Genomic DNA, 24,928 nt, shown 5'->3' with positions numbered 1-24,928 from the left:
AAAGTATCTGCTAGTCTAGTTAGCATTATTACTATTTAAGGAAGGAGTGATTATTCACTCCTTTTTTGTTTATGAAAAAGAAAATACTCTTATTATCATGTGCCGCAGTTATTGTTGGTTTAACATTAGCAGCAAAGTCTATTATTTTCACAGTGCCAGTAGAGCCTGAGTTTATAGAGCTTTCTAATATCTCCTCACAAACGCCTCTTCAATATAAATCAGGCTGCGCTCAGTTTGATGTTTCTGCCCCAATTGATCGTGATGGTCAATTTAATGTATTGGTGTGGAATATTTATAAACAGCAAGAAGATAATTGGAAAACAGCACTAAATAAATTATCAGTTCAATCAGACTTGGTGTTATTACAAGAAGCCAGTTTAATGCCGGAACTAAAGCAATTTGTCATTGATAAATCGTATTCAGCAGAGCTAGTTCGTGCATTTGATATTTTTGATACGAGCGCAGGGGTATTAACGTTAGCAAAAGTGCCAGCGACCAAAGTATGTGCGCATACCGCCATAGAGCCTTGGCTTCGCTTACCTAAATCGGCGCTTTTGTCTGAATATAGACTGTCAAATGGTGAAACCCTGATGGTAATAAATATTCACGCGATTAACTTTACGTTAGGAACCGAAGATTATAAAAATCAAATTGAAGGGCTTTCTAAAGAAGTGGATGGACATAAAGGTCCTTTAATTGTTGCTGGAGACTTTAATTCTTGGAGTGATGCTCGTTTAACTGAATTAACAAAACAAGTGCAGTTGTTGAATTTACAAGAAGTGGTATTTACACCAGATGAAAGAATGCGCTTTATTACCGGTTTACCGTTAGACCATATTTTTTATCGTGGACTAGAAGTAAAAGAAGCGCACTCAATCAAGAGTAACGCTTCTGATCATAATCCACTGCAGGTAAGTTTTAGCCTGAAAATGCAGTAATAGAGCCCCACAAGGTAAAGCAAGTAACCCAAGGAAGGATTGCTATTATTAATGCTTTAGATCGATCTAAATCTGTCCATGCTCCTAGTGCCGCATAGCTTAGAGCTATATACCATGGCATAAGTAGCGGGAAAGAACTTGCATACGCAGACCAGTGATTTGTCATAGGTAGTTTGATTAAACCATTTAGACTGTTTAAATCCGCAGCGTAAGGCATGATATTAGCGTGATTCAGTAAAAGACTTGCATAGCTTGCAAGATCACCAATTAACGCTGGAAACATGACTATAGTGCTAGCAGCGACCCATTTAAGGTAGCTGTGTTGATATTTGCTTTGTTTTGTGGCCAATTTAAACCATAGCGCAAGCAATAGAATTGACGCTGTTCGTCCCATTACATCATTAATCACTTCACCCGCTAACAAAATTTCTTTCGTTAACCATTCGCCTTGAACTTGGCCGCCAACATTTTCTATTTGAGCGGTTAAGTTCGTGGTTACCCATTCAAAATTGACGAGGTCAAAATAGGTTCCCCAGAACATAAATGGTGCGAAGATCAGTAAAATATAAGGCAACCAAGCCCATTTGCCACGTTCATATAACGCAGCGAAACAGTCTGCGGGAGAGCGAAAAATATCGACCAATAAAATTAGTGGATTTGAAGAAGGTGTCATACGTTTACCTTAGTAACATCAACGTAAAGTTTTAATTTTTGTCCTGGCTTAATGTAAGAGCCGCGTTCGATGTTATTCCATTTCATAATATCTGTCACAGAGACACTAAATTTCTGTGCGATAGAGCTTAGGTTATCACCTTGTCTGATTTGATAATGTACCGTTCGGATGATTGCACCATCTGAGCTGTTCTTCCAAATTACTAGGTTTTGTCCTATGCGTAATGAATCTTTTGGTGCCATGCCATTCCATTTTGCTAAATCACGGTATGAAATTGAATTGTCACGAGCAATGCTCCACAAACTTTCCCCGTCTTTCACTGTATGAGATAGCTTATATTTTCCTTTGGCTTTAGCTTGAGTCTTTTTCAAACGTTGTGGGGCACTTAGCGCATAGGTTTTATTGCCCTGAGAGGCGGTTGGAATTAATAAGTATTGTCCAACACGAATACTAGAACCATTTAAATTATTCGTTTGCTCGATGATATTGGTTGTCGTGTTATGTTTTACTGCTAACTGACTAATGGTATCTCCGGGTTGTACTTTGTAACGTACGACCTGCATGGTTTTATCGCCATTTTTCTTTAAGTTAGCATTAAATTGCGCTACGTTTTCAATCGGTAATAACAGATGATAAGGTCCGTCTGGAGAGGTGGCCCATTGATTATAAGCGGGGTTATAACTTTGCAGTTCAGTAATTGAAATGCCTGCAAATTCAGCGGCAATCGCAAGATCTAATTGTTGCTTAGGGTTAACCATTTCAAGCACTGGTTTATTTGGAATGGGTGGAAGTTCTACACCGTATTTTTCATGGTTTTTTATGATATCAGCAAGAGCAAGCAGCTTAGGTACATAGCCGCTGGTTTCTTTTGGTAAATCTAATGAGAAGAAATCCGTTGGTTTACCCAATTTTTTATTCTTAGTGATGGCTCTTGATACTCGACCTGCACCGCTGTTGTAAGAGGCAATAGATTGTTGCCAGTTACCATCAAAGCGACGGTCAAAGTATTCCATGTAATCTAAGGCAGCAGTGGTTGCTGCTGGTACATCACGACGACCGTCATACCACCAATTGCGCTCTAATTTAAAGCGATCAGCCGTACCTGGAACAAATTGCCATAAACCAGCAGCACTGCCGTGTGAGTAGGCAAATGGGTCAAAAGCACTTTCAACCACAGGAAGAAGGACTAACTCCATTGGTAAACCACGTTTTTCTATTTCGACCGTGATCATATACAGAAAAGGTTGTGCTCGTTTTGCGACAGTACGTAAATGACTCGGGTGTTTGATATACCAGTTACGATAATAATCGACAGATTCATGATCAGGAATAGGCATATCTAATTGCATAGCAATACGCTGCCATACGTCCTCTTGCTCTTGAGGGGTCAGTGCTGGTTTTTCAATAGGCGTCACTTCAGTGAGTGTAGTGTCCGTCTTTGAAGGTGTAATTACCGTTGGGGTTTTCCCTGAAAGCGAGGTTTCTGGCTGAGTATTTTCTGTAGGAGGTGCGGTTTGGCAGCCTGCTAATAGCGCTAATCCAATCCAATGGAATTTCAGTTTCATTGTGTATTGCCTTCAGTATTTTTATGCTAACCTCATTTTAATTTAGAGGTTAGCATTATATTTTTTATTTGGAGACGGATAATACTGTGCAACCACACTTCAAACAAGTTTCCTACTTAAAACTCATCTTTCCATCTTCTTAATGCGGCAAAGGTCTCAACTTCTGTATTGTCGAAAACTTTACTAGTAACTGCATGTTTCACTGTCGGTTCATTGGTTCTTAGAAATGGATTGATTAGTTTTTCACGTTGCATTGTTGATGGGATGGTTGATTTACCATTAGCACGAAGACGTAATACTTTTTCACGATATTGCTGTAAGTAATCGTTGTCAGGTTCTACCGCGAGGGCAAATGCCAAGTTTGAGGCAGTATACTCATGAGCACAGTACACTTCGGTTTCATCAGGCAGAGCCGCTAATTTTTGCAGTGAGTGAAACATTTGTTCAGCGGTGCCTTCAAACAAACGACCACAACCCGCAGAGAATAGAGTGTCACCACAAAACAGTTTTTCATCGCCCACATAAGCAATATGACCTTTAGTATGACCTTCTACGCCTAATACCATGAATTTTTCATCAAACAACTCGACAAAATCACCATCACGAACGGGGTGAGTTAAGGTCGGAATTGGTTCATTTTCTGGGCCAACCACATTAATATGAGGAAACTGGTGTACAAGCTCAGGTACGCCACCAATATGGTCATGATGGTGGTGAGTAATCAAAATAGCATCTAAAATGAAACCATGCTCTTTAATGCATGCTAATACAGGGGCTGCATCACCTGGGTCAACCACAACACAATGATTATCATTGTTGTGAATTAGCCAAATGTAATTATCATTAAATGCAGGTATGCTTTTTATTGATAACATTAAACTTATCTCCAAATTTTGTGTCATAAATAGTTATAGGTAACGACATTGATTAAGCCAGCACTGCTTGATAAAAAAATTGAAAAACCGCATTCATGGTCAGATATCCCTCATGGAGAGTGGATAGGTGAGCTAATTCAGTCTCGCCTAGATGAATGGTGCCCTAAACTGTTTGGTTACCATATGCTTAAAATTGGCGGGCTAAGTGCTGAGCTTGATAGTCGCTTTTGTAATATTAAACACCAAGTGAACCTAGATAACAAAAGTTCATTAAGAAATATTATGTCAGAGTTACCTAAACTGCCGTTTTTGGAAAAGAGTATTGATGCTTGTGTGCTTTCTCATCAGCTTGATTATTCATCAGATCCCCATCAATTATTAAGGGAAGTTGATCGGGTGCTTATCAATGATGGTTATATTATTTTAACAGGCTTTAATCCAATGAGTGCGATGGGAATTGCGAGTTTATTTCCATGGAGAAAGAATAATTTACCTTGGAGTGGGCGGATGTTTACTCCTCATCGAATTAAAGATTGGTTGAGTGTGTTGAATTTTGAAGTGGTGTACAGTGATTGCTTTGCGTTAGCCCCTTTGACTCGCTATCGAACGATATGGACATGGTTTGAAAACTTAGGTGGGGACTCAGTTAAGCCGATTAGTGGTATTTATTTTATTGTGGCAAGAAAGCGTACTTACCCATTACGACCAATAAAGTCAGCGTGGAAAAAGAAGCCGAAATTGGCCCCTATTTCTGTTGCTCAAACTCATCAAAGCCGAACGGATTCCAAATAATAAGTATTTTTGTATAAAATTAGCCAGGATAACCCGTATCATCTTGTGTCGGGTTTTCTGCGGCGGTTCTTGCTAATTCATCACACATTTCATTTTCACGATGCCCAGCGTGACCTTTTACCCAGCGCCAATCGACAGTATGGCGCTCAGCTTCAGCGTCTAATTGTTTCCAAAGATCGGCGTTTACCACGGGTTTTTTGTCCGCTTTTTTCCAACCGCGTTTTTTCCAACCATGGATCCACTGAGTGATCCCTTGGCGAACGTATTGGCTGTCTGTCGTTAACACCACAGAGCATGGCTCTTTTAAATTACGTAGAGCAATTACAGCCGCTAACATTTCCATACGATTATTCGTGGTTTGATTAAACCCCTCAGAAAAGGTTTTTTCTGTGCCTTTATAGCGCATTACAATACCGTAACCACCAGGACCTGGATTCCCTAAACAAGAACCATCTGTGAAAATTTCAACCTGCTTCATTATCTCTGTTATCATTAGAAGAATTTAGAAATAGTCTGACACAAATGAGCCTATGAATACTAGCGACAATTCCCCGAATCGAATTATTGTTCTCGATACAGAAACCACAGGTATGAACTTTTCAGGTGGCCCTGTTTATGAAGGCCACCGTATTGTTGAGATTGGTGCGGTAGAGATCATCAACCGAAAATTAACCGGTAATCACTTTCATGTGTACATTAAGCCAGATCGATTAATTGATCTCGAAGCGATAGATGTCCATGGTATTACTGATGAATTTTTGTATGATAAGCCTGAATATAAAGATGTTCATGATGAGTTTTTAGATTTTATCAAAGGCGCAGAGTTAGTTGCTCATAATGCGCCCTTCGATGTCGGCTTCATGGATTATGAGTTCAGTAAATTAAACAAGCTAATTGGTACTACGGATCAGTATTGTAAAATTACCGATACTTTGGCGATGGCGAAAAAGCTATTCCCAGGTAAGCGTAATAATCTGGATATTTTGTGTGAACGCTATGGCATAGACAACTCACACCGTACTCTTCACGGCGCTTTACTCGATGCCGAGATCTTGGCTGATGTTTACCTGTTAATGACTGGTGGGCAAACGAGTTTAAGTTTTAATGCTGGAAATCAGTCCGATTCTTCAGAAGAAAGTATTAAAAGATTGGATATAAAGAGAAAAGGATTAAAGGTTTTACGTGCAACGGCCGATGAAATAGAAGCGCATGAAAAGCGTTTGGATGTAGTTGGTGATGCCTGTTTGTGGCGTAATTAGGAGTGTAAGATGTTACGGTTATTGATGATTGTATTGTTTGTCCCAATGTTCTCTTGGGCAAAGAGTACTGAAATGTCGTGGTTGGATAACCGTTTTCGTGTTGATCCAACGATTAAGCAAGTCTCTTTTTTAGTTTATAGAGAGAAAGCGTCTCAAGCCGTAACGTTAGTTCGTCCTGATGGAACAAAATACTATGCTTGGGAACATCCTGAGCACGTCGCTTGGTATGAAGAGAGTGGGATGGATATCATTTCGATAGAAAACCCAATGCCAGGTCCTTGGCAAGCGATTGGTAAAATTACACCAAAAAATAAGGTGAAAATTTTATCGAATCTAACACTCAATGTAGATTCATTACCAAAGAAACTATATCAATCGGAGAGTTTAAAGTTCACGGCTCGTTTATTAGAAGAGGGGAAACCCCTTGTACTGCGTGATTTTTTAAACCGTATAAAATTAAATGTCACTTTTACACCTTACCTTGCGAATGAAAAAGAGTTGGTAAAAGAAGCTCGCCCATTAGCAGAAGTGTTAGGAACTTTTGAAGATAATGGACAAGACTTGGATGAAGTGGCTGCTGACGGTATTTTTACTGTCAATCTTCCTATTAATATCCAACCGGGTAAATACTGGGTTCGAATTCAATCTCGTAATGGGGTGTTTTTACGAACGGTAGAGCAAGATGTTTTAGTTTATCCGGCCCCAATTCGTGCGAGTTTTACTCAGGCGCGTAATGAAGGTCGTTCTCATTCGATGAGCATTGATACCGAAGGGGGATTGATTAAAGCGGGATCAATTGCAGCACATATTGAACAAACGGATCCAAAAGAACAGGTAACAGTAACCCAAGCGCAAGCGAATAAAGAAGAGACTAAGCTGTATTTTGATTTACCAAACAGTTATATGTCAGGGAAAAACACTTGGTCTGGTTGGGTTTATGCGACTGAATTAGCAACGGGTCGCCCACTTCAGTTTTATCTTGGTAAACATAATTATGGAATCACAGAGCCGATTGATCTAAAAGCGGCTTATGAAGCAAGAATTAAAGAAGAAGCCGCTCAACGTAAAATTGAAGAGCAGAAGAAGCAAGAAGAAGAGCGTGCAGAGGCGCGTAAATGGTTCTGGATTTATGTTGGCGTCGGTAATCTATTAATTATCATTCTAATCTTTGGCGGTATTTTTGGTTGGAGAAAAATAAAGTCAATGAAAGATCAAAAAGCCGCGGCACCTAAGTCTGAGAAGTTGTCGATGCCACCACCACCGAAAGTGTAAGTTCTGGGAATGTAGATTCTTTTTAAATAGACGATATAAAAAACCGCAGTAATGCGGTTTTTTGTTTGTGTTGTATTGATTTTATTACACTTAAATTCGCTTTGTTTGTTGCTTTTTTATAAATGTTGAAATTCCCACTTCATTTAAATATAATTCTGCTTAATGGTTATTGAGGGGTTTATTTTGGATAAGCATAAGTTAGCGATAGAAGAGATGTTTAAAGAGTTACTAATCAATAGTAAGAAAGTAACACTGAGTAACTTAATCGGTTGTGGCTTATTAGGTGTCAATAATAATAGTATTGCTTACTTATCCATTGAAGAGATTATTTATTTAAAATTAGTGGTTAATTTAAATAAATAGCCTTTAAGTAGCAGAATGTAAAAAGGCCAGAGCATTTACTCTGGCCTTTTTTATTCGTTCTTTTTTACTTAATGTTACGCTATTTTACTGTGCTCAAAGTTATTGGTTTGAGGCTTTACGATTAACTCACTTGGGTCAAAGTCTTCTACGCTGATAGTTGCTAAACGACTCTTTTCTGCTTTGCGAAGCAATAGGGCTTCTTTGTCTGAAATGATATTTAGCTCTAGACCTACTTTCGCCACACGATCTAATTGCATGAAGGGTAGACGCTGTTTTGACTCTTTACATACGCGGTCGTAAATTGGTTCCGCAGTTAAGATATCAATCAATGCTTCTTCCATTTTTCCTACTGGATTAAATCGACTTGCTTCCAAGAATAACCCGCGACCAATTCGGCTACGAACGCCTGATGGTTCTTGAAGAATTCGAGCCAGTTTATGGTCTAGTTTATCACTTGGACGCTGACGACAAAGTCCCGCTGGTAATAAAATAAAGCGCATAGCACCTGCAATAAATCGATTTGGGAAGTTTGATAGTAACCCATCAATCGCTTGTTCTGCTTGGTGTAGTGAATCTTGTACACTCCAGTGAACTAAGGCTAAATCTTCTTTTTGGCGACCTTCATCATCAAAACGTTTAAGTACGGATGTTGTTAGGTAAAGTTGGCTTAGGATATCCCCAAGACGTGCTGACATACGTTCGCGACGTTTTAAACTACCACCCAGCACCGCCATTGAAATATCAGACAATAACGCTAAGTTGGTACTGTAGCGGTTTACTTGTTGGTAATAACGTTTTGTATCATCACTAAATGGTGTTTTAGATCCGCGACCATCGGTTAAACCAAACCAGAAACTACGAACAAAGTTACTAATACCAAAACCAATATGACCAAATACAGCTGCATCGAACTTCTCAAGAGAGGCTTGTTTATCTTCTAAGTAAGCAGCCCCCATTTCTTCAAGAACATAAGGGTGACAACGAATAGCACCTTGGCCGTAAATAATCATTGAACGGGTTAAAATATTTGCGCCTTCAACAGTGATCGCAATTGGAGAGCCTTGGTAGCTACGAGCTAAGAAGTTTGAGCTGCCTAAACAGATCCCTTTACCACCTGCGATATCCATACCATCAATCGCAATACGTTGTGCTCGGTGGGTACAGTGGTATTTAACGATGGCTGAGATAACCGATGGCTTTTCACCTTGAACAATCCCGGCAACAGTTAGTGCACTCGCTGCGTCCATCATGTAGGCATTACCTGCCATACGTGCTAATGGCTCTTCAATCCCTTCCATCTTACCAATTGGTAATTTGAATTGACGACGAATACGAGCATAAGCCCCAGTAGCAAGCGCCGCTGTTTTTGCGCCACCCGTTGCATTCGACGGTAAGGTAATACCACGACCAACCGATAAACATTCAACCAGCATGCGCCAGCCGTGACCTGCCATTTTTTCACCACCGATGATGTAATCCAGTGGAACAAATAAATCGTCACCTTGTGTAGGACCATTTTGGAATGGCACATTCATAGGGAAGTGACGACGGCCAATTTTAACGCCGTCTAAATTGGTAGGAATAAGCGCACAGGTAATACCTAAGTTTTTCTTGTCGCCGAGTAAGCCATCTGGATCTTGCAGTTTAAATGCCAAACCAAGAACAGTAGCAACAGGAGCAAGGGTAATATAGCGTTTGTTCCAAGTAAGACGCATGCCTAAGACTTCTTTGCCTTCCCACATGCCTTTAGTCACGATACCAAAATCAGGAATTGAACCTGCATCTGATCCAGCTTCTGGGCTAGTTAAAGCGAAACATGGAATTTCTTTACCTTCAGCTAAGCGAGGTAAGTAATGATTTTTTTGGTCTTCAGTACCATAGTGTTGCAACAATTCACCAGGACCTAATGAGTTGGGAACACCAACGGTAATAGAAAGCACACCAGACACACTAGTTAGCTTTTGTAGAACACACGATTGAGCATAAGCAGAGAACTCTAAGCCACCGTATTTTTTCTTAATAATCATCGCGAAGAACTTATTATCTTTTAGGTATTGCCATACTTCTGGTGGCAAATCGGCAAGTTCATGCGTGACTTCATAGTCATTTATCATGCGACAAACGTCAGTCACTGGCCCATCAAGAAACGCTTGCTCTTCATCAGATAATGAATTTTTAGGGATGTTGTGAAGAAATTTCCAATCAGGATTGCCTTTAAATAGCTCGGCTTCCCACCAGACCGTTCCGGCTTCAATGGCGTCTTTCTCGGTTTGTGACATTTCAGGCATCACGCCTTTGAATAGACTTAGGGCCTTATTACTAAAGATAGATTGACGAATTGAAGGGATATTTACTGGCACTGCAATCACTAAGAAGACAGCCCAGCTAATAGGACCGGCATAACCTAGCCCTGAACTTACCGCTAAAATACCGGCAGTGATAAGGGTCGCTGTTCGTAGCGATTGTCGATGATAACTTAGTGCAGCAAGTGCAATAAAGGTTGTTAATAGTGTCAGGGCCATGTGATTCTCCTTTTCCGGCGCTGCTCTGTTTGTAGGAACAGAGGTGATTACGATACTCGGTCGTAATGTTATTGTTTGTGTGCTTCTGGTGAGAGGTCTAACCAGTTATTGTAAGTGTAGTGCTAATGTTAATAGAAAGTAAATAAGGTTAATGGTTAAAAAGTGATCCAGCTTGAGTAATTAATAAACAGTTTTTGTTTTTAAGTGCGTCATATCAAATTTCATAAGGAAGAAATTGAAGGATTTATGGCTTAGATAGAAGAAAAAACGTGTGGATCTCTTTTAAAGGTTTAGTGGTATAGGTACACTGAGATCAACCCCAATTAGGGAACATAATAAAAGAGAGTATCCTATGTCTTATCAAGATCTGATCCGTTCTGAATTAACAGAAGCCGCTCAAGTACTGAATGACTTTTTAGCTGATGATAAAAACCTTGCTCAAATTGAACTAGCAGCCAAAACCATTGCCGATTCATTTAAACAAGGCGGTAAAGTATTGTCTTGTGGTAACGGTGGTTCACACTGTGATGCAATGCATTTTGCAGAAGAGTTAACTGGACGCTATCGTGAAAATCGCCCAGGTTACCCAGGTATTGCGATTTCTGATCCGAGCCATTTATCTTGTGTGAGTAATGATTTTGGTTATGACCACGTGTTCTCTCGTTATACTCAAGCCGTAGGATCAAAAGGCGATGTATTGTTTGGGTTATCTACATCAGGTAACTCTGGCAATATCTTAAAAGCGATTGAAGCGGCAAAAGAAAAAGGCATGAAAACCATCGCACTTACGGGTAAAGATGGCGGAAAAATGGCAGGCCTTGCTGATGTAGAGATCCGAGTTCCTCATTTTGGTTATGCTGACCGTATTCAAGAGATCCACATTAAAATTATCCATATCGTTATTCAGTTAATTGAAAAAGAGATGGAAAAATAATTCATTATACTGACCAATTTTATAGCTATTAAGCGTTAATATTGGTCAGATTGCGAATAAAGGAGTAGCGCAAGTATGTGTGAATTACTCGGAATGAGTGCTAACGTACCAACCGATATTTGTTTTAGTTTTAAAGGCTTAGTTCAACGTGGTGGCAACACGGGTCCACACCGTGATGGCTGGGGGATTACTTTTTATGAAGGGAAAGGATTTCGCACATTTAAAGATCCAAAGCCAAGTTGCCATTCAAAAATTGCTGAGCTAGTGCAAGATTATCCAATAAAAAGTAAAGCGGTGATAAGTCATATTCGCCAGGCAAACCGTGGTGACGTCAATCTTGAAAACACACACCCTTTTACGCGTGAGCTATGGGGAAGATATTGGACGTTTGCGCATAATGGTCAACTGACAGGATTTAATGAATTATCAACAGGCCGCTTTCGACCTGTGGGTGAAACAGACAGTGAACGTGCTTTTTGTTGGTTGCTGAATCAGCTAGAAGACAAATACCCTGAGCCGCCTCAAGACATAATGTTGATGTTCGAATTTGTCTCTGAGTGCAGTGATCATCTTCGAGGCTTAGGGGTGTTTAATATGCTCTTGAGCGACGGTGAGTATCTGATGACTTATTGCTCAAACAATTTACATTGGATCACAAGGCGCGCCCCCTTTGGGCAAGCTTCGTTAATTGATGAAGATGTAAGCATTGATTTCCATAAAGAAACCACGCCGAATGATGTGGTATCAGTCGTTGTGACACGACCATTAACGGATAATGAAGAGTGGCATAAAATGAAAGTAGGGGAATACGCCTTATTTCATTTTGGTGAATTAACCGCTGGTAACCATGATACGGTGCCAGATATGGCTCCACCGCCATCAGAATGCCCAATTAATGCGTAAACACATTTCAGGACAAGATAATGTATAAAAAATGCCCATCAATATTATATTGATGGGCATTTTTATTATTCAGTTTCTAATCCTGATGGACCTAATATATTCCCATCTAAGATCGCCTTACCATTTTGCATCGTCAATCTCTCTTCTGCTAACCAATTCGCAACCATTGGGTAGATGACGTGCTCTTGAGCTTGTACGCGTGATGCGACCTCTTCAATAGTATCCTCTTCAAAAATAGGTACTTTAGCTTGAAGGATCACCGGGCCACCATCTAACTCAGGGGTAACAAAATGAACACTGGTGCCGTGTTCTTTATCGCCTGCGTCAATTGCACGTTGATGTGTGTGTAGACCTGGATATTTAGGTAAAAGGGAAGGGTGAATATTCAGCATCTTACCTTGATAACGCAGTACAAAAGCGTCACTTAAAATACGCATAAATCCGGCAAGGATAATGACATCAGGCTGATGAAGATCGATCAGTGTTGCTAATGCTTCATCATATTTTTCACGGCTTTCATAGCCTGTAGCGCTTAAGCTATGAATATTAATTCCAGCATTAACGGCGCGTTGTAGTCCATAAGCATCACTCTTATTTGAAATGACGGCTGAAATACGCGCGTTAGGGATTTTGTTACCACAAGCATCAATAAACGCTTGTAAGTTAGTGCCACTGCCTGAAACTAATACAACAATATTCTTCATCATAACGATCTTATCTTTTAAGTAATGATAACTATTCGAACATAAATAATAGATATAAAAAAGGTGATCGAATAATTGATCACCTTTCTATTTATGCTTTATGAGCTAGCTCAAATTTATGAAACCCGATTAACGGATCTCAACTTGTTCTTCGCCTTGCTCTGCAACAGCGACTTCACCGATAACCCAAGCGTTTTCGCCTTCAGCATTCAGTAAAGCAACAGCTTGTTCAGCTTGTTCTTTTGGAAGGGCAACAACAAGACCTACACCACAGTTAAAGGTGCGGTACATTTCGTAAGTATCCACGTTGCCTTTTTCTTGTAGCCAGTTAAAGATAGCAGGCCATTCCCAGCTCTTACCATCAACAACCGCTTTAGTACCTTCAGGAAGTACACGTGGGATATTTTCCCAGAAACCACCACCAGTAATATGAGAGATAGCATGAATGTCATGCTCTGCAATCATTTTAAGTGCTGATTTAATGTAGATTTTCGTTGGTTCGATTAAATGGTCTGCAATCGTTTTACCGTTTAATTCTTCAGTAAGATCAGCATTTGATACTTCAAGGATTTTACGGATTAATGAATAGCCATTTGAGTGAGGGCCGCTAGAGCCTACAGCGATTAATGCATCACCCGCAGCGACTTTTGTACCATCGATGATGTCTTCTTTTTCAACAACACCAACACAGAAACCAGCCACATCGTAATCTTCGCCTTCATACATGCCTGGCATTTCAGCAGTTTCACCACCGATTAATGCACAACCAGCTTGAATACAACCTTCACCGATGCCCGTAACTACTTCAGCAGCAACATCAATATCAAGCTTGCCTGTTGCATAATAATCAAGGAAGAACAGAGGTTCGCCACCTTGAACAATTAGGTCATTTACACACATAGCGACTAAGTCGATACCAATCGTATCGTGCTTGTTTAGATCTAAAGCTAAACGAAGCTTAGTACCAACGCCATCAGTACCCGAAACTAAAACAGGTTGCTTATATTTCGTTGGAAGTTCACATAACGCACCAAAACCACCAATGCCACCCATTACTTCTGGGCGACGAGTACGTTTTACTACGCCTTTAATTCGATCAACAAGTGCATTACCAGCATCAATGTCTACGCCAGCATCTTTGTAGCTAAGAGAAGTTTTGTTGTCGCTCACAGTGGTGTCCTCGCCATAGGTTGGATTTCAAAAATCCGCGCCATTCTAACAGCACAATGTAAAAAGGGAAACGTTTGCGTAAGAGTTTTTGCATTAATTTTGTAATAAAAAATAATAACTTCGGTAAACAGCTTAAGAGAACTGTCATTTATTTTACTATTACGTCATTTTTTAAGAGAAAAATATGTATAATTAGAAGGTTTGATTAATGTATCTGGAGTCAGAAATGAAAGTTGTTGAAGTAAAACACCCGCTAATAAAACATAAAATTGGTTTAATGCGTGAAGGCGATATCAGTACTAAGCGTTTTCGTGAATTAGCAACAGAAGTAGGTAGCCTACTTACTTATGAAGCAACATCAGATTTTGAAACAGAAAAAGTAACTATCAATGGCTGGAATGGCCCTGTTGAAGTTGACCAAATTAAAGGTAAAAAAGTAACAGTAGTGCCAATTCTTCGTGCGGGTCTTGGCATGATGGATGGTGTTCTTGAGCATATCCCAAGTGCACGTATCAGTGTTGTTGGTATTTACCGTGACGAAGAAACACTTGAGCCAGTACCATACTTTAATAAGTTAGCATCTAACATCGATGAGCGTATTGCTCTTGTTGTTGATCCAATGCTGGCGACTGGTGGTTCTATGATTGCTACGCTTGATCTTCTAAAAGAGAAAGGCTGTAAGAACTTTAAAATTCTTGTTCTTGTTGCTGCTCCAGAAGGTATTGCTGCATTAGAAAAAGCACACCCAGATGTTGAGCTTTACACGGCGGCTATCGATGAGAAATTGAATGATAAAGGTTACATCATTCCTGGTCTTGGCGATGCTGGTGATAAGATCTTCGGTACTAAGTAATTTTTAGTTACTTAAATTAAGAATTTAAAAAGGCTTGATGTATTAATCATCAAGCCTTTTTCTTACCTAGAATTATTTATCATCTTCAATTTGAGCATTGTCGACAACGTGGCTTTCACCTAAGTCATCAGGAAGAATCAAATTAAGCGCAATAGCAACGATCCCACAAAGACTTACGCCTTGTAAGTTAAAGTCACCAATACCTACCGCCATACCGCCAATACCAAACACTAAAGTCACACCAACAATAGTTAGGTTACGTGCTTTATGTAAATCAACTTGGTTTTTGATCAGTGTATTTAGACCGACTGTAGCGATAGAGCCAAACAATAAAATCATAATGCCACCCATAACTGGTACTGGGATGGTTTGTAGCATAGCGCCTAATTTCCCAACTAGAGCGAGGACGATGGCGCATACTGCTGCCCATGTCATGATTACTGGGTTAAATGCTTTGGTGAGCATTACCGCACCAGTTACTTCACTGTAAGTTGTGTTTGGTGGCGCGCCAATTAAAGAGGCTGCCATTGTCGCAATACCGTCGCCCGTAATCGTGCGATGTAGACCGGGTTTTTTCAGGTAATCTTTTCCGGTTACGTTTGAGATTGCAAGCATATCGCCAACATGTTCAACCGCTGGAGCGATGGCAACAGGGATCATAAATAAAATGGCGTTAATATTGAATTCTGGGTATGTAAAATTAGGCAGAGCAAACCAAGCCGCTTGATGCACGGGAGTAAAATCGACAATACCGAACATTAAGCTTAATGAGTAGCCGACAATAATGCCTGACAGAATAGGAAGCAATCTAAAGAAACCTTTAGAGAAAACGCTCACACCAATGGTCGTAAATAGTGACGCCGCTGCAATCCAAAAAGCAAGTTGCCCGTCAATTAGCTGATAAGCGCCATCGCCTGTTTTGCCAAGAGCCATATTAACTGCGGTTGGAGCTAAGCCTAAACCAATCACCATAATTACTGGGCCAACGACCACAGGAGGTAAGATCTTATGAATAAAGGCGACACCTCTGACTTTAATTACCGCACCTAAGGCAACATAGACTAAGCCCGCGACCATTAATCCACCCATGGTGGCAGGTATTCCCCAAGTTTGGGTTCCGTAAATAATAGGTGCAATAAAAGCAAAAGAAGAAGCGAGGAAGATAGGGACAGAGCGACGAGTAACTAATTGAAAGAGAAGGGTACCAACACCAGCACCAAAAAGAGCGACATTAGGATCTAAACCAGTGAGTAGTGGAACAAGAACAAGAGCGCCAAATGCAACGAACAGCATTTGAAAACCCTGGAATAAATTGTATAGCATTTCCATTTCCAGTAATGAATTTGAGGGATTCTATCATTATTTAATTCATAAATATCTTGATTTATCTCGTGAAAAAATAAAACTTTTTAGCAAAGTATTACTCTAATCTCTTGAAAGTTGGATCTGGGTCAATTCGAATCCTTGCTGAATAGAAGGATAGCCCTTATTATCGGCGGTAAATTATAAAAGTATTTATAGGTTGTTTGATGTTACGTATTTTGTGTTTATTAATTTATATGGTTGCTGGTCCTGTTTTGGCGCAGCAGCAAAACGATCTTTATCATACCGAAGTGCAATTAACTGGGTCTGAAAAAGCAGAAAGTTTGGCAAAAAAAGAAGGCCTTGAAAAAGTATTAATCAAGGTGTCAGGGCAACAAGAGATTGCTCAAAATGAAGTGATCAAAAAAGCACTCGCACAAAGTGACCGTTACGTGACGCAGATGAGCTTTGTTAATCATGATAATGCGCCTCAAACGATGAAGCTTGGTTACAATTCCAAAATGGTAGTAGGCCTGTTAACTCAAGCTGAGCAAAGTCTTTGGGAAGCGCCTCGTAAGTCAGTGTTAGTGTGGGTTGTTAATGAATACAACTATCAACGTAGTATTATTTGGGAGCAGTCAAATAACCCATTAATAACTCGAATTAAAAGTGCTGCGAACGAACGTGGCTTACCCGTCATGTTTCCTGTTGGGGATTTTGATGATGTAACCTCGATTGAAATTCCAGATTTATGGGGCAATTTTAAAAAGCCAATAGCAGATGCGAGTGAGCGTTATAATCCACAAGCAATCTTAGTGGTTAAAGTTCGTGGTAACAGTTCTACGTGGACGTTATTTGATACGACTCCTCAGTATTTAGTTTCCACATCAAAAAAACCAATTGAAGGGCGTGTTTCTGGCTCAGTTCAGTTAGCCGATATGGTCAATGAAGTCAGTGATTACTTTGCTAAAACATACGCGAAAAACCTAAATGCAGGGGCTGGAGAATCAGAAACGGTTTCGATTAAAGGCATTCATACAACAAGTGCTTTTTTCTCGTTAGAGAAGCAATTAAAGCAGATGAACTCAGTAGCTAGCGTGCAGGTGAATACAATCCAGGGTGATAAAGTGACGTATACATTAAGCTTATTAGGTGACTACCAACAGTTTAATGACGAGCTATTGAGTAAGAACTCAAGAATTACCCCTGTGATTGTAGAGCCTGTAATAGAGAATGAGAGCATTGAGACCAGTGTGGCAACTCAAGAAGTGACAGAAGTGGCAGAGCCAATACAAGAAGCGATTTCGGTTATTGATGACGCAGAGCCTGCGATTCATGAGTATCAACTAAGCGCAAGTTAACGCTAGAACCAACAAAAAGCAGCCTATAATATCAAATAAAAAGGTGACTATAAATTAGTCACCTTTTTTGATTTAACGCGTTACTCACCGTCAGTAAATTTTGCTTTTTCTATTTTTTCTACTTCAGATAAACGTTTTAGTTTTAATCCTAACTCTTTGCCTCGTAAACGAGCGTAATAAATATTACCGATAAAAGCACCAGAAGTAAGAATGACCTCAACCAGTGCAAGGTAACGTTCACCTTCATCCAACCAAAGAATGCTCAATCCGTGTAAAAAGTAGAACATTAAAATAAAATTGGCCCACGCATGAGTGTAAGGCTTACCTTGAATAATGCCTTTTAAAGGAAAAAGCATTGGTAAGACCCACGCCACTGTCACGCCATAAGGATTGATCAGTGGGTGTGGAGAAAGAGTACTGTGCCAAAGTGTGATAAAAGTGAGCAGTGCTAAGTTGCAAAACAGAGCAAGTAAACGGTAGCGCTTTGTTTCTGCGCTCATTTCAACGGGGTCCATGTTATTTCCTTTTACTTTATAAGATATCTAGCACTTGCTCTGGTGGTCGGCCCATTTTTGCTTGATTATTGTGAACAACAATAGGGCGCTCAATCAGTTTTGGTGTTTGCACCATCGCTTCAAATAACTGCTCATTTGTTACTGAGCTGTCATCTAGATTTAGCGTTTTATATTCGGCTTCTTTCGTGCGCATCATATCACGTACTGAATCATAGCCAAGTTGAGTAAAAAGAGTTTTTAATGCTTCAATATTTGGGGTTTCATCTAGGTATTTTACAACCGTAGGAGTGATCCCTTTTTCTTCTAATAGCGCTAAGGTTTCACGACTTTTTGAGCAACGAGGGTTGTGGTAAATTACAACAGACATACTTTTTCCTTTTTTAATTATAACGCGCTAAAACGTTCACGAGAGAGACGTAATTGATCAATTCTAGCGTCGTATCTTGCTTGATCTAAACTGCCATACTCAACCAATTGACTTGCTTGAGTATAATTACTGAGGGCTTTATTCCACATTCCCTTTAATGCGTACACTTCAGCTCTTGCTGCTAACTCTCCATCAGAGCTGCCATTATCATGGTAAGCCTTAGCTAATAATTGCCAACCGGTCGGATCTTCAGGGTTATCATGAGTATAACGCTGCAAAACACGAACGGCTTCGGCGGGTTTATTTGATTCTGACAAAGCATGAGCATAATTGATTGTGAGCACGGGGTTGTTGGGCAATTGTACCAATCCATTTTCTAATCGGGTCAGCGCTTGTTGATTCTTTTTAGTGTAAAGGTCTAAATCGGTGGCGGCATCAATGTAAAACGTATTAAGGGGATCATTCTTTAATAAAGTGTCCATGAGCGGTTGTGCTTTATCGTACTGTTTTGAATCGATATAAACTAACGCTTTACCATAATTTAGAGCATTTTTAATGTCACTATTATGCGTTTTTGATTTACGAGAAAACCAATCTAATGCGGCATTGCTATCAATCCCAGCAAATCGAGCGACGATGCGTGATCGAGCAAGCTGGTAACGTAGAGAAGTGTTGACTCTGCGCATTGGGTATTGCTGTGCTCTCTCTCGGCTATCGGTAATACGAGACGTTGGTAATGGGTGAGTTAGGAGCATGGGTGGTGGCGTACTTGCGTAGCGATATTGATCGGCTAAGCGAGAGAAGAATCGTGGCATAGCAGACACATCAAAGCCAGATTTCGCTAAGGTATCAATTCCAAATCTATCGGCTTCTTTTTCATTGCTACGAGTGTAGTTAATTGAGCTTTGCATTGCTCCTGCTGTCGTCGCATGAATTGCTGCAATCCCGGCTTCTGGTACGGCAATAGCTAATAATAACGATCCGATAAGCGCGGCAACGGTAGCTGGAGAACGTCTTGCTTGATCTTCCATACTACGTGCTAAATGGCGCTGGGTGATGTGTGCGATTTCGTGAGCAACAACAGAGGCTAATTCACTTTCAGATTGAGCGTATAAAAATAATCCAGAATGAAGAGCAACATAACCACCAAAGAAGGCAAAGGCGTTAATTTCTTTATTATTAATTAGGAAAAAATGGAAAGGCGTTTTTACATCACTTGAATTCGCCACTAATCGATGGCCAAGATCTTGAACATATTCAGCCAACACCGGGTCATTAATCACTGGCTGACTTGCACGTAACATTCGCATATATGCATCCCCATAGATTAATTCTTGATCAATCGTTAAGGTTGAGGCAGCAGTCGTCCCAATGTCAGGCAAATCCAAATCATTATTTGCAGTGGCAGAGAATGTACTTGTTAGTAATGAGGTGATCAGTAAACCACTGGCCAGCTTTTTTAATTTGAACATGTCGTATTTACAAATCCTTTTTAATAACATTCTTTTATGGTTTGATAATAACGTAATCTTGATGCATATAGAGCGCCAAATTTAGAATTGGTTTCTTTTTTGTATGAATTATGTGATTTATACTCTCTCAATTGAAATCTATCATATCTATAGAGTCGTAGAATGGAAACCCGAACCTTAGATTTATCACAACACCGCTGCCCAATGTCGCTGTTATTAGCGAAAAGAACCAGCCAACCTTTGGCGAAGAATGAAAAATTAGCGATCAAAATCGTCGACAAAATATCGTTAGTCGATATCATTAAGTACTTTGAACAACACGCATTTGATATTCATGTAGAGCATGTTGACTCATATGCACAGCTAACCGTCACTAGGAAGTAGAACTTAATATGTTAGATATGGTAACAAAGTGGTATAAACGCCGCTTTTCAGACCCACACGCAGTAAGCCTAGTTGCAATTCTTGTTGTTGGTTTTATTACGATTTATTTCTTTGGCCATCTTATTGCCCCCCTTTTAGTTGCCATTGTTTTAGCGTATTTACTGGAATGGCCAGTAGCAAAATTGAGTAAATTTGGTGTACCAAGAACGCTGTCTGTGATGTTGGTTATTCTTCTTTTTCTTAGTGTCATGTTAATGGCTGTATTTGGTCTTGTTCCGACGATCTGGAATCAGGTTGGTAATTTAATTAATGATATGCCATCGATGTTTAATGGTTTGCATAGTTTCTTATCAAGTTTACCTGATCGCTACCCTGAATTAATTCAACCTCAATCGATTGATACCTTGCTAGATACTCTACGAGATAAAGTGCTAGGAATGGGCGAAAGCATCGTTAAAGGTTCACTTGCTTCACTGGTTAGTATTGCTGCGCTTGGTGTTTATTTAATTCTTGTTCCACTATTGGTGTTTTTCTTATTAAAAGACAAAGACGAAATGGTCGAAACAATGAGCAATATTCTGCCTCAGAACCGTCGTTTAGCGACCAAAGTATGGGTAGAAATGAACGAACAAATAAGTAATTACATTCGTGGCAAAGTGGTGGAGATTTTAATCGTAGGCGGAATTAGCTACATTACCTTCGCGATTATGGATTTGCGTTATTCGTTGTTATTGGCGGTGATGGTCGGTTTTTCTGTGCTTATTCCATACATTGGTGCTGCTGCGGTAACGGTACCGATTGCGATTGTTGCTCTGTTTCAATGGGGATTAACCCCTGACTTTTACTGGTTAATGCTAGCTTATGCGATAATTCAAGCGTTAGACGGTAATGTATTAGTGCCTGTTCTTTTCTCTGAAGCCGTGAATCTGCATCCGGTTGCTATCATTGTCTCGGTATTAGTCTTTGGTGGCTTGTGGGGATTTTGGGGCGTGTTCTTTGCTATTCCGTTAGCAACATTAGTAAAAGCAGTTTGGAAAGCTTTACCTGCGACAGATGAAGTATTTAACAAAGCATCATAAAGTTGATTAATGAATAAAAAAAGGCGGTGCTTTTGATGAGCACCGCCTTTTTTGTTTTGAGCTTTTTAAAACGATTATTTCTCGTTTAGCTTATTTATTGTTTAAATAGTCCAATACCACTTCATGGTGAGTCTTAGTCTTGAATTTATTGAATACGTGTTCAATCACGCCTTCTTCATTAATCAGAAAGCTAATACGGTGTAGGCCATCGTAAATTTTTCCCATGAATTTTTTTTCGCCCCAGACACCAAAAGCATCAGCAGCGGCATGATCTTCATCTGATAATAGCGTGAAGTTCAGTTCATCACGTTCAATGAATTTTCCTAAGCGTTTTACAGGATCAATACTAACACCTAGCGTAACAACGTTATGAGCATCTAATTCCGCTTTACTATCACGTAATCCTTGTGCTTGAACGGTACAACCAGGAGTCATGGCTTTTGGATAAAAATAAAACAGTACTTTTTTACCTTTTAAATCAGACAGAGAAATCGTCTCTCCATTTTGATCAAGAAGTGATACGTCTGGTGCAGGTGAGCCTGCTGCTAATGGCGTGATCATGGCATTTCCTTTTGGCTGTATTTTTTAATTAGTTTTATAAAAGTTTATTTTGCCGCTGACACCTAATGTTGTACATAAGGCTTCAAATTGTTCTTGGATCTCAATGATGTGACATTCTTGAAAAATCTCAGCGGTAATTTGGATCTGAAAGGTATTTTGATTGTCATCTTTGTTCAGAGTTTGAGCGCTGAGGGTTTTTAAATCAATATCACGATTCGCTAAAAAATCGGTGAATTTTTCTGTTAATCCTGGGCGGTCTTCTGATTCGACAAACGCATCAATCGTATAAAAGATGTCTTTCTCTTGGTGAGGAGAGGTTCGTTTCATCATCGTAATTAAATCGTGCTGTTGCCCAAGTAAAGGTAAGGTATTTTCAATACGAGAAATCGCGTTTGCTGAGCCAGATAGCAACATGATTAATGTGAATTCGTTACCAAATGAAGCAATGCGGCTATCTACAATGTTGCAGCTTGATTCGGTGACAAGACGAGTCACTTTATTAGAGATACCCGGTCTGTCTGTACCGACAGCGGTAATTACAAGGTGTTGAGGCATAAAAAACTCGTTATTGAAAAAGATAAGCCAATACTAACACGCAAGTGATTGTGTGATAAGCAAGCAATAGTGGGCAATCGTCAAAAAAAAGACTCTACAACAGAGGCTCTTATGTAATATCCTTGAGGAATATTGATTGAATGATTCTGCTCATTGCATAAGAAGATGAAAACCATAGAACGTAATTCTTGGTCAAGGATGAAGACTCTTTGCATTGATATTAATGAATAACAGAATTAATTTACACATTCAGGCTAAGAAAAAAGGGAGAAGGATATGTTCTCAGGTAGCATTGTCGCATTAGTTACACCATTAGATACTGATGGTGAAGTAGATTACATCAGCTTAAAAAACCTTGTTGATTATCATATTGATGCCGGTACTGATGGTATTGTTGCTGTTGGTACAACCGGTGAGTCAGCGACATTAAGTGTAGAAGAGCATGTCAAGCTTGTAATGAAAACGCTTGAATTTGCAGATGGTCGTATCCCTGTTATTGCAGGTACCGGTGCAAATGCTACTCATGAAGCGGTTACTTTCAGTAAATTGTTCCATGATTCAGGTGTTGCTGGTTGCTTAAGCGTTACTCCGTATTACAACAAGCCAACGCAAGAAGGTTTATATCTGCACTATAAAGCGATTTCTGAAGCGACAGAGATCCCTCAAATTCTTTATAATGTACCAGGTCGTACCGCGGTTGATTTACTACCAGAAACGGTAGCTCGTCTTTCTGAGTTTAAAAATATCGTAGCATTAAAAGATGCGACCGCTGATTTGGATCGAATTGCAATTACTCGTGAACTTTGTGGGGATAATTTTATCCAACTGAGTGGCGATGATGCAACGGCACTTGATTTTGTTAAGTTGGGTGGACACGGTGTTATTTCTGTCACTGCAAACGTAGCGGCAAAAGAGATGGCGATGATGTTTGCACTAGCGGCTCAAGGTAAATTTGAAGAAGCTGAAATCATTAACCAACGTTTAATGCCGTTGCATAATGATTTGTTTGTTGAAGCGAATCCAATGCCTGTAAAATGGGCTATTCACCGTTTAGGTATGATTACTCACCCCGATATTCGTTTACCATTAACCGAATTAAGCCTGTCAGCACAACCTGTTGTTGAGCAAGCCTTGATTCGAGCTGGTGTGTTGAAGTAGTAGGATTGAAAATGAAAGTGAACACTCGCTTTGTTGTTGGATCATTGATGATTGCTGTTTTATCAGCATGTTCAAACAGTCCAACAGAGCGTCGCCAAGCTAAACAAGACTTTAAATACTTGGAAACGCCACCTTTAAAAGAGTGGCAACAGCCAGCTGAGGCAAAGCCTGAGTTCTATCCTCAATATGATATTCCTCAAGGGAAGTACGTTGGTGGAATTGGTAAAGAGGTGGATGTTCGACCTCCGCAACAAGTGCTTGAATTGATCCCAGGAGCTCGTATTGAAGAGCAAAAAGGAGAAGTGACGGTATGGCTTGTTAGAGAAGAAGATGTCGATAAACTTTGGCAAACGGTATTAACTCTGATTGAGAAGCGTGACATCGGTATGATTACCCAAACCGATTCTGAGATAGAAACAGATTGGTTGAAGTGGAATTCAGAAGATGAAGATCATGAATTTGGTGCGCGTTATAAAATCCGTAAACTGAATCAAAATAATCGTTCAGGCTTCCAAATTTCGCTTATTGATTGGCAAGTCGATGGTAAGCAAAGTGAAGTTACTCAAGCGAATAAAGCACGTTACAATATATTGATGACCAATTTAGTGACATCTGCTTATGATGCTCAATTACGTGAAGAAGCGCGTATTCGAGCGGAAGAGTTAGTGAAGCGTATTCCTATCTCTATGGGACAAGACAGAAGTGGCTTGCCAATTATTATTGCACGTGCGCCGTATAATATTTTTTGGGAACGTCTTGGTGAGTTATTACCAATGATGGGATTAGAAATTGAAGACAGAAACCGCTCACAAGGCACCATCAAGGTTAAATATAAAGAACCTGATGATGAGTACTGGGAAGATATTGGTACTAAGCCTTTAGCTTTTGAAGGCAGTACATACAACCTTCTATTAGGTGACTTAGGTAACCGAACTTCTGTCAATGTGACTGATGCAGGCGGTAAGCCGGTGAATGAAGAAACATTGGATTCAGTGGTGCCTGTTCTTGCGGCTATGATTGAAAAATCAAACAATACCCCTAAAGCAGAAGTAGATGATGAGTAAGAGTTAATCAAATATTGATAACGGTTAGTTAGATAATTATATTAAGACGTTCATTTTCTAGTGAGCGTCTTTTTTTTCGTCATTTTTTTCTGAGTTCATATTGTCTTGATTTGATTTTTCAGTTATCTCATCAGGGTTGGATTGTGTATTTTCGTCCACCGGTGAATCATATTTTTTCTTTGGTTTAAACTTCATATGTGCAGTTGCTTTAAGTGCTGCTAGATTACCAATCACGACACTTAAAACGATGACGATGATAACCCAAGGGTTCATTAACCATTCCATAG

Annotated in this window: 27 protein-coding genes; 13 read left to right on the top strand and 14 right to left on the bottom strand. The window is 39.8% G+C overall.

Going from position 1 to position 24,928, the window contains the following annotated elements; genetic code table 11:
• Nucleotides 1-71: 71 nt before the first annotated feature.
• Entirely contained in the window at nt 72-938 is an 867-nt protein-coding gene (locus Q1K78_RS02070) for an endonuclease/exonuclease/phosphatase family protein (RefSeq protein ID WP_300173904.1), read from the top strand.
• Here the strand turns inward: Q1K78_RS02070 and Q1K78_RS02065 are convergent.
• The 3 genes from Q1K78_RS02065 to gloB all read right to left on the bottom strand — a co-directional run bounded on the left by Q1K78_RS02065 (nt 919) and on the right by gloB (nt 4,051).
• Nucleotides 919-1,611 carry a YIP1 family protein gene (locus tag Q1K78_RS02065; RefSeq protein ID WP_300173902.1) on the bottom strand — a complete coding sequence of 231 codons (693 nt, stop codon included), beginning with the start codon at nt 1,609-1,611 and terminating at the stop codon, nt 919-921. The genes Q1K78_RS02070 and Q1K78_RS02065 overlap by 20 nt on opposite strands.
• Nucleotides 1,608-3,176 (bottom strand): LysM peptidoglycan-binding domain-containing protein, encoded by a 1,569-nt coding sequence (locus tag Q1K78_RS02060; RefSeq protein WP_300173900.1) that lies wholly within the window; start codon nt 3,174-3,176, stop codon nt 1,608-1,610. Before Q1K78_RS02060 ends, Q1K78_RS02065 begins: the two co-directional genes overlap by 4 nt.
• Nucleotides 3,177-3,292: 116 nt before the next feature.
• On the bottom strand, nt 3,293-4,051 hold the full coding sequence (gene gloB / locus Q1K78_RS02055; protein WP_300173898.1) for a hydroxyacylglutathione hydrolase: 759 nt from the start codon (nt 4,049-4,051) through the stop codon (nt 3,293-3,295).
• A gap of 51 nt (nt 4,052-4,102) precedes the next feature.
• On the opposite strand from gloB, the gene Q1K78_RS02050 reads away from it, so the two are divergent.
• Nucleotides 4,103-4,843 carry a methyltransferase domain-containing protein gene (locus Q1K78_RS02050; RefSeq protein ID WP_300174025.1) on the top strand — a complete coding sequence of 247 codons (741 nt, stop codon included), beginning with the start codon at nt 4,103-4,105 and terminating at the stop codon, nt 4,841-4,843.
• A gap of 19 nt (nt 4,844-4,862) precedes the next feature.
• On the opposite strand, the gene rnhA is transcribed toward Q1K78_RS02050, so the two are convergent.
• Nucleotides 4,863-5,336: a ribonuclease HI gene (gene rnhA / locus Q1K78_RS02045; RefSeq protein WP_300173896.1), complete on the bottom strand. Its 474-nt coding sequence runs from the start codon at nt 5,334-5,336 to the stop codon at nt 4,863-4,865.
• A 37-nt stretch (nt 5,337-5,373) separates the two neighbouring features.
• On the opposite strand from rnhA, the gene dnaQ reads away from it, so the two are divergent.
• From dnaQ to Q1K78_RS02030, 3 genes are all read left to right on the top strand, one after another.
• Nucleotides 5,374-6,102, top strand: a complete 729-nt coding sequence (gene dnaQ, locus Q1K78_RS02040) for a DNA polymerase III subunit epsilon (RefSeq protein WP_300173894.1) — start codon at nt 5,374-5,376, stop codon at nt 6,100-6,102.
• 9 nt (nt 6,103-6,111) lie between these two features.
• Nucleotides 6,112-7,374, top strand: coding sequence for a TIGR03503 family protein (locus Q1K78_RS02035; protein WP_300173892.1), 1,263 nt, complete (start codon nt 6,112-6,114; stop codon nt 7,372-7,374).
• Nucleotides 7,375-7,557: 183 nt separating this feature from the next.
• Nucleotides 7,558-7,737, top strand: a complete 180-nt coding sequence (locus Q1K78_RS02030) for a hypothetical protein (RefSeq protein ID WP_300173890.1) — start codon at nt 7,558-7,560, stop codon at nt 7,735-7,737.
• Between the two features lie 74 nt (nt 7,738-7,811).
• On the opposite strand, the gene fadE is transcribed toward Q1K78_RS02030, so the two are convergent.
• Nucleotides 7,812-10,259, bottom strand: a complete 2,448-nt coding sequence (fadE, locus tag Q1K78_RS02025; protein ID WP_300173888.1) for an acyl-CoA dehydrogenase FadE — start codon at nt 10,257-10,259, stop codon at nt 7,812-7,814.
• Nucleotides 10,260-10,611: 352 nt separating this feature from the next.
• On the opposite strand from fadE, the gene lpcA reads away from it, so the two are divergent.
• Both lpcA and Q1K78_RS02015 read left to right on the top strand, forming a co-directional pair.
• Entirely contained in the window at nt 10,612-11,193 is a 582-nt protein-coding gene (gene lpcA, locus Q1K78_RS02020; RefSeq protein ID WP_045102705.1) for a D-sedoheptulose 7-phosphate isomerase, read from the top strand.
• 75 nt (nt 11,194-11,268) lie between these two features.
• Entirely contained in the window at nt 11,269-12,096 is an 828-nt protein-coding gene (locus tag Q1K78_RS02015; protein WP_300173880.1) for a class II glutamine amidotransferase, read from the top strand.
• 65 nt (nt 12,097-12,161) lie between these two features.
• On the opposite strand, the gene purN is transcribed toward Q1K78_RS02015, so the two are convergent.
• Nucleotides 12,162-12,800, bottom strand: a complete 639-nt coding sequence (gene purN, locus Q1K78_RS02010; RefSeq protein ID WP_300174023.1) for a phosphoribosylglycinamide formyltransferase — start codon at nt 12,798-12,800, stop codon at nt 12,162-12,164.
• Nucleotides 12,801-12,929: 129 nt separating this feature from the next.
• Entirely contained in the window at nt 12,930-13,970 is a 1,041-nt protein-coding gene (purM, locus tag Q1K78_RS02005; protein ID WP_300173878.1) for a phosphoribosylformylglycinamidine cyclo-ligase, read from the bottom strand.
• Between the two features lie 226 nt (nt 13,971-14,196).
• On the opposite strand from purM, the gene upp reads away from it, so the two are divergent.
• Entirely contained in the window at nt 14,197-14,823 is a 627-nt protein-coding gene (gene upp, locus Q1K78_RS02000) for a uracil phosphoribosyltransferase (protein ID WP_012550882.1), read from the top strand.
• Nucleotides 14,824-14,895: 72 nt separating this feature from the next.
• Here upp and Q1K78_RS01995 read toward each other — a convergent pair whose 3' ends face one another.
• The gene (locus Q1K78_RS01995; protein ID WP_300173873.1) at nt 14,896-16,146 is read right to left on the bottom strand and encodes a uracil-xanthine permease family protein; all 1,251 of its coding nucleotides are present in this window, start codon (nt 16,144-16,146) and stop codon (nt 14,896-14,898) included.
• 206 nt (nt 16,147-16,352) lie between these two features.
• Here Q1K78_RS01995 and Q1K78_RS01990 point away from each other — a divergent pair, with 206 nt between their 5' ends.
• Nucleotides 16,353-17,486 carry a DUF2066 domain-containing protein gene (locus Q1K78_RS01990; RefSeq protein ID WP_300173871.1) on the top strand — a complete coding sequence of 378 codons (1,134 nt, stop codon included), beginning with the start codon at nt 16,353-16,355 and terminating at the stop codon, nt 17,484-17,486.
• Between the two features lie 80 nt (nt 17,487-17,566).
• Here the strand turns inward: Q1K78_RS01990 and Q1K78_RS01985 are convergent, their stop codons facing one another.
• From Q1K78_RS01985 to Q1K78_RS01975, 3 genes are read right to left on the bottom strand one after another with little or no spacing between them, the layout of a single operon-like run.
• A complete protein-coding gene (locus tag Q1K78_RS01985) occupies nt 17,567-18,001 on the bottom strand; it encodes a DUF2069 domain-containing protein (RefSeq protein WP_300173868.1) in 435 nt (144 codons plus the stop codon).
• Nucleotides 18,002-18,017: 16 nt separating this feature from the next.
• Nucleotides 18,018-18,368, bottom strand: a complete 351-nt coding sequence (gene arsC / locus Q1K78_RS01980) for an arsenate reductase (glutaredoxin) (RefSeq protein ID WP_300173866.1) — start codon at nt 18,366-18,368, stop codon at nt 18,018-18,020.
• 17 nt (nt 18,369-18,385) lie between these two features.
• The gene (locus Q1K78_RS01975) at nt 18,386-19,840 is read right to left on the bottom strand and encodes a M48 family metallopeptidase (RefSeq protein ID WP_300173864.1); all 1,455 of its coding nucleotides are present in this window, start codon (nt 19,838-19,840) and stop codon (nt 18,386-18,388) included.
• Between the two features lie 162 nt (nt 19,841-20,002).
• Between Q1K78_RS01975 and Q1K78_RS01970 the strand changes: the two genes are divergently transcribed.
• Entirely contained in the window at nt 20,003-20,224 is a 222-nt protein-coding gene (locus Q1K78_RS01970) for a sulfurtransferase TusA family protein (protein WP_300173862.1), read from the top strand.
• An 8-nt stretch (nt 20,225-20,232) separates the two neighbouring features.
• Nucleotides 20,233-21,303, top strand: a complete 1,071-nt coding sequence (locus tag Q1K78_RS01965) for an AI-2E family transporter (protein WP_300173860.1) — start codon at nt 20,233-20,235, stop codon at nt 21,301-21,303.
• Between the two features lie 90 nt (nt 21,304-21,393).
• On the opposite strand, the gene bcp is transcribed toward Q1K78_RS01965, so the two are convergent.
• Together bcp and Q1K78_RS01955 are read right to left on the bottom strand one after the other, a co-directional pair.
• On the bottom strand, nt 21,394-21,861 hold the full coding sequence (bcp, locus tag Q1K78_RS01960) for a thioredoxin-dependent thiol peroxidase (RefSeq protein ID WP_300174021.1): 468 nt from the start codon (nt 21,859-21,861) through the stop codon (nt 21,394-21,396).
• Between the two features lie 27 nt (nt 21,862-21,888).
• Nucleotides 21,889-22,419: a glycine cleavage system protein R gene (locus Q1K78_RS01955; protein WP_300173858.1), complete on the bottom strand. Its 531-nt coding sequence runs from the start codon at nt 22,417-22,419 to the stop codon at nt 21,889-21,891.
• A 276-nt stretch (nt 22,420-22,695) separates the two neighbouring features.
• Between Q1K78_RS01955 and dapA the strand changes: the two genes are divergently transcribed.
• Together dapA and bamC are read left to right on the top strand one after the other, a co-directional pair.
• Nucleotides 22,696-23,577 carry a 4-hydroxy-tetrahydrodipicolinate synthase gene (dapA, locus tag Q1K78_RS01950; RefSeq protein WP_300173856.1) on the top strand — a complete coding sequence of 294 codons (882 nt, stop codon included), beginning with the start codon at nt 22,696-22,698 and terminating at the stop codon, nt 23,575-23,577.
• An 11-nt stretch (nt 23,578-23,588) separates the two neighbouring features.
• Nucleotides 23,589-24,641, top strand: coding sequence for an outer membrane protein assembly factor BamC (gene bamC / locus Q1K78_RS01945; protein ID WP_300173854.1), 1,053 nt, complete (start codon nt 23,589-23,591; stop codon nt 24,639-24,641).
• Nucleotides 24,642-24,698: 57 nt separating this feature from the next.
• On the opposite strand, the gene Q1K78_RS01940 is transcribed toward bamC, so the two are convergent.
• Complete coding sequence (locus Q1K78_RS01940; protein WP_366899338.1) at nt 24,699-24,926, bottom strand: DUF2897 family protein; 228 nt, start codon at nt 24,924-24,926, stop codon at nt 24,699-24,701.
• Between the last annotated feature and the right edge of the window lie 2 nt (nt 24,927-24,928).

The organism is uncultured Aliivibrio sp., assembly GCF_946479765.1.
In the GTDB taxonomy this organism is placed as follows: Bacteria; Pseudomonadota; Gammaproteobacteria; order Enterobacterales; family Vibrionaceae; genus Aliivibrio.
The sequence above is the reverse complement of the archived record's forward strand: the minus strand, read 5'-3'. Positions and strand labels throughout refer to the sequence as shown.

Bases quoted from the DNA above. Each gene is read 5' to 3' on its own strand.
- Q1K78_RS02070 (WP_300173904.1), top strand. From the start codon at position 72: ATGAAAAAGAAAATACTCTTATTATCATGTGCCGCAGTTATTGTTGGT.
- Q1K78_RS02065 (WP_300173902.1), bottom strand. From the start codon at position 1,611: ATGACACCTTCTTCAAATCCACTAATTTTATTGGTCGATATTTTTCGC.
- Q1K78_RS02060 (WP_300173900.1), bottom strand. From the start codon at position 3,176: ATGAAACTGAAATTCCATTGGATTGGATTAGCGCTATTAGCAGGCTGC.
- gloB (WP_300173898.1), bottom strand. From the start codon at position 4,051: ATGTTATCAATAAAAAGCATACCTGCATTTAATGATAATTACATTTGG.
- rnhA (WP_300173896.1), bottom strand. From the start codon at position 5,336: ATGATAACAGAGATAATGAAGCAGGTTGAAATTTTCACAGATGGTTCT.
- dnaQ (WP_300173894.1), top strand. From the start codon at position 5,374: ATGAATACTAGCGACAATTCCCCGAATCGAATTATTGTTCTCGATACA.
- Q1K78_RS02035 (WP_300173892.1), top strand. From the start codon at position 6,112: ATGTTACGGTTATTGATGATTGTATTGTTTGTCCCAATGTTCTCTTGG.
- fadE (WP_300173888.1), bottom strand. From the start codon at position 10,259: ATGGCCCTGACACTATTAACAACCTTTATTGCACTTGCTGCACTAAGT.
- lpcA (WP_045102705.1), top strand. From the start codon at position 10,612: ATGTCTTATCAAGATCTGATCCGTTCTGAATTAACAGAAGCCGCTCAA.
- Q1K78_RS02015 (WP_300173880.1), top strand. From the start codon at position 11,269: ATGTGTGAATTACTCGGAATGAGTGCTAACGTACCAACCGATATTTGT.
- purN (WP_300174023.1), bottom strand. From the start codon at position 12,800: ATGAAGAATATTGTTGTATTAGTTTCAGGCAGTGGCACTAACTTACAA.
- upp (WP_012550882.1), top strand. From the start codon at position 14,197: ATGAAAGTTGTTGAAGTAAAACACCCGCTAATAAAACATAAAATTGGT.
- Q1K78_RS01995 (WP_300173873.1), bottom strand. From the start codon at position 16,146: ATGCTATACAATTTATTCCAGGGTTTTCAAATGCTGTTCGTTGCATTT.
- Q1K78_RS01990 (WP_300173871.1), top strand. From the start codon at position 16,353: ATGTTACGTATTTTGTGTTTATTAATTTATATGGTTGCTGGTCCTGTT.
- Q1K78_RS01985 (WP_300173868.1), bottom strand. From the start codon at position 18,001: ATGGACCCCGTTGAAATGAGCGCAGAAACAAAGCGCTACCGTTTACTT.
- arsC (WP_300173866.1), bottom strand. From the start codon at position 18,368: ATGTCTGTTGTAATTTACCACAACCCTCGTTGCTCAAAAAGTCGTGAA.
- Q1K78_RS01975 (WP_300173864.1), bottom strand. From the start codon at position 19,840: ATGTTCAAATTAAAAAAGCTGGCCAGTGGTTTACTGATCACCTCATTA.
- Q1K78_RS01970 (WP_300173862.1), top strand. From the start codon at position 20,003: ATGGAAACCCGAACCTTAGATTTATCACAACACCGCTGCCCAATGTCG.
- Q1K78_RS01965 (WP_300173860.1), top strand. From the start codon at position 20,233: ATGTTAGATATGGTAACAAAGTGGTATAAACGCCGCTTTTCAGACCCA.
- Q1K78_RS01955 (WP_300173858.1), bottom strand. From the start codon at position 22,419: ATGCCTCAACACCTTGTAATTACCGCTGTCGGTACAGACAGACCGGGT.
- dapA (WP_300173856.1), top strand. From the start codon at position 22,696: ATGTTCTCAGGTAGCATTGTCGCATTAGTTACACCATTAGATACTGAT.
- bamC (WP_300173854.1), top strand. From the start codon at position 23,589: ATGAAAGTGAACACTCGCTTTGTTGTTGGATCATTGATGATTGCTGTT.
- Q1K78_RS01940 (WP_366899338.1), bottom strand. From the start codon at position 24,926: ATGGAATGGTTAATGAACCCTTGGGTTATCATCGTCATCGTTTTAAGT.